Raw genomic sequence first — 3,370 nt, forward strand, 5'->3', positions numbered from 1 at the left:
TCTTCCTTATTTAGGGGCAACTGTAGTCAGTAGAAAAAAACTCCCGTCACGTCGCAAAAACCATTGAATTCAGATGGTTAATTCCCATGGTCTATTCGCTTAAATATGGAACATCCGTTATATTGAGCGAATAATTTTTGAATGACGGTTGCAGTTAGTTTGCTGGCGATTGCGCGGGCGCTGATAGAATCTTGCAGGACCTCCCCAGCGGCCTTGGCGATGGCATTTTGAATTTTTTCTCCCGCGAAGGGAACGAGAGACCCGTCTCTTTTTTGGACTTTTTTAGGCCTCGTCATTTTATTCAAGCGGGACTCCCTTGAATACAGTGAAAAGTAAAAAGTAAGTAGAAAGTAGAAAGAGGCAGGAAAAACCTAACTCCGAACTTCTTTCAATACCGGCACGGTCAGACTCCCTTGGGGCATCAGAATGACCCGGGGATGTGGTCCTACTTTATCCCATGCCAGCGCCAGGGCTTCGTTCATATTCTTCGCTGGAGTGAACAATAAGGTACGGGCCAGCGCCGGTTCTAACCCGGAAATGAGGATAAATTGGGCTTTTTTCATCAGTCGGGTAACAGCGTAGGCCTTATGTCCACCGACGACAAAATCAGACCTGATCTTCTCTTCGATCCGTTCCGGAGTCTTATATTCTTTCATCCACTGCAGGTATTCTTCCGAACCGACGCCTTCGCAGCACTCGCCCAGGATAATCACCACCCCGCCTTCCCGAACCGCCAGCCAGGCATTATCCATCGTCTTTTGTAGTTGGTAAACATTAATATCTTTAGGATAGCCCCCGCAGCTGGCGATAACCAGGTCGGCGGGCTGGGGGATTTCCGTACCATAAATTTGCTCCACAAACTCGCATCCTTGTAGGTGGGCTTGAATATAATCCCCCGCGAAAATTTTTAAAAAATCTTTCTTTTCGTTGAGTACGACATTCAACAGAAATGAGGGCCTCAACATTTCAGTTCCTTCAATTTGGTCTTCATAAACGGGGTTCCCGCTGAGCTTTCCCAGGCCGGCTCCTGGCTCCAGCATCAGGGCATGATTGCGGCAAATGGTATCGTAAGCTGCCACTCCCGGTAACAAGGCCTTGCGGCCCCCGCCAAACCCGGCAAAAAAATGGTAAACGATACTGCCTGTACAGACTACATGGTTGGCCTCAACCGCTCGCTTATGAAAATAGATCTCATTTCCCCGGGAGGTCGTTCCCAGGTATTGAAATTGGGTCGGATCCTTAGCGTTGCTGTTGAACATCTCTACCCGCCTAGTTATATCCGGCCCAACCAACGAGGCCATCTCCTGTTCATTCAATTCCCGGTGGGCTCCCACCGCAAAAATGATAAACATATCCTTGTCGGGAATCCCCACCGAGTTCAATTCGTCAAGTAAAATAGGCGTAAAAACGTGACTATTGGCCACTCGCGTGGAATCATTGACCAGAAAAGCAACCTTTTGCCCCGGCTCCACGATTTCCTTAAGCGGTTTAGATTGAATGGGGTTGCGGATGGCTTCCCGGATGGCTACCAGAGGATTCTCTATTGGTGGATAGTCTTGGATGCTTAATTCGCTGGCGACCAATGCTGAATCCAAGTTAAAACGAACCGTGCCTTTCCCGTAGGTAAAAACATATTCGCGTGCGGACATGGCCCATCCTTTCTCAAGGGAGTTGTTAAAGGTATTATAATTTTACCACAACCCGGAAAATGTTTTGGGGGAATTTAGCGGCAGGTTCGTGATCCTGGTCGAAGACTCTATCATTGAACCATGGAGAAATGAAGGAAACGAAGCCCCGGACCAAACGAAATCCCCATCAAAATTCATCATGCCAGGGAAAATAACCCTTTTCCCTCATGGATTTCTTTTTTTACCCGCCCTTCCCCCTGGAGATATTGTAAATGAGCCAAAGCCTCCCCACCGGCAAACCATTGCTGGGGAAGAGGGAAGTCTTCCCAACGATCACAGTCGATATTCCAGGTCATTTGCGAGGCTACCTGATAGGCGCTCTGTTTGCCCTTTTGCAAGATGGAAACCACCTCTTCGTTCCTTACCTCGTGGTGCCTCTTCAATTCGGCAATTCTCCGCCGGTGATGGTTGAAGGGGTTGCGGTGGCCCGGTAGCACCCGCTCGATATCATAGCTATCGATTTTATCCAGGCTTTTCAGGTACTGCTGCAGCGGGTCGCCTTTTTCAGACCAAAGGGCAATATTGGGAGTGATGTCGTTGAGGATGTGGTCTCCGGAGAAGAAGATTTTGGTCCGCGACTCATAAAGGCACATATGGCCCCGCGTATGGCCAGGAGTTTCAACACACAGGAAGGAGTATTCTCCTATTTGAAGACGATCCCCTTCCCGCAGGAGGGTAAAATTGAGGGGTCGCCGCAGTTGATATCTGCGGCCGGGGTGTTTCGAGATGGCAGCCTGAACATCAGATTCCGGGAAGCCGTTCTTAAGGGCAGAAACCGCTATTTCTTCCCAGTGGTTCGGATCATTGATGATCTCGGTATCTGGATAGTTGAAATAGATCTTCGATGAATCCTGTACCAATTCCGAGACAAGGCCCAGGTGATCCGCATGGATGTGGGTTATAAAAAAATCTGTATGCTTCAAATTCACTTGGAGTTCTTTCAAGGAGGACTGCATCGCCTCCATGCATTCCACCCGGTTCATTCCGGTATCCACCATCAGAAACCGGTCTCCCCCCCGGATCAAATAGGAATTAATGGCTTTCAGGGGACTCCCGGGGAGAGGGATCCCCGTCCTGAAAATATTGGGGAACACTTCTTCAATCATGCGCAGCTTCCTTCCTTTCTGTTCTTCATAAGTAATTTTACTCCAATTGCTTTGGCAATTATATCGTTTTGAATTTCAACGGTTGATATTCACTCTCACACGGCGGGCCGTGGGTAATATATACCTCTTTCGTTGTAAGGTTCATGATGATGGAGGCCACGGTTTGCACATGTTCCAGCTCCGGGTCCCGTTTATCAGGATGGCGGCAGATAGAGTCGGGATAATTAAAGTGATCGCGTAAAACATCCTTGAAATCTTCTATGGAAATTTTTCCTGCCCGCCCCATCATTTTCTGCTTGGCTCTGCCGTACCGCAAAATAGAAAAAAACCTGCCCTTCCCAGGGGGGAGGTAAAGATCCTTATCACAGAAGTGTACTAAATTTAAAAAGGTGAATCAATAAGAAATGAGCGGTTGATCATAAAAATGAAGACGGCCTTGGCCTATGGCCAGAAATACATTCCTGGCCCCGGCCATATCCAGGTCGGCCAATATTTCTGCCCCGAACATTTCCTGATAAAACTTTAGACTGGCGTCAAGATTTGAGGCAAACAGATGGGCGTGGTGTACATGATTGG

General features: G+C 48.2%; 5 protein-coding genes. All 5 read right to left on the minus strand.

Features of this window, described 5'->3' with window-relative positions; genetic code table 11:
* Positions 1–77: 77 nt before the first annotated feature.
* On the minus strand, positions 78–296 hold the full coding sequence (locus Q7V48_03180) for an ATP cone domain-containing protein (protein ID MDO9209739.1): 219 nt from the start codon (positions 294–296) through the stop codon (positions 78–80).
* Positions 297–371: 75 nt separating this feature from the next.
* The gene (larA, locus tag Q7V48_03185; protein ID MDO9209740.1) at positions 372–1,649 is read right to left on the minus strand and encodes a nickel-dependent lactate racemase; all 1,278 of its coding nucleotides are present in this window, start codon (positions 1,647–1,649) and stop codon (positions 372–374) included.
* 176 nt (positions 1,650–1,825) lie between these two features.
* Positions 1,826–2,794 carry an MBL fold metallo-hydrolase gene (locus tag Q7V48_03190; GenBank protein ID MDO9209741.1) on the minus strand — a complete coding sequence of 323 codons (969 nt, stop codon included), beginning with the start codon at positions 2,792–2,794 and terminating at the stop codon, positions 1,826–1,828.
* Between the two features lie 58 nt (positions 2,795–2,852).
* Complete coding sequence (locus Q7V48_03195; GenBank protein ID MDO9209742.1) at positions 2,853–3,110, minus strand: hypothetical protein; 258 nt, start codon at positions 3,108–3,110, stop codon at positions 2,853–2,855.
* Between the two features lie 78 nt (positions 3,111–3,188).
* On the minus strand, positions 3,189–3,370 hold a 182-nt coding region (locus Q7V48_03200; protein ID MDO9209743.1), incomplete at its 5' end, for a VOC family protein.

The organism is Deltaproteobacteria bacterium, from assembly GCA_030654105.1.
Taxonomy (GTDB): Bacteria; Desulfobacterota; SM23-61; order SM23-61; family SM23-61; genus JAHJQK01.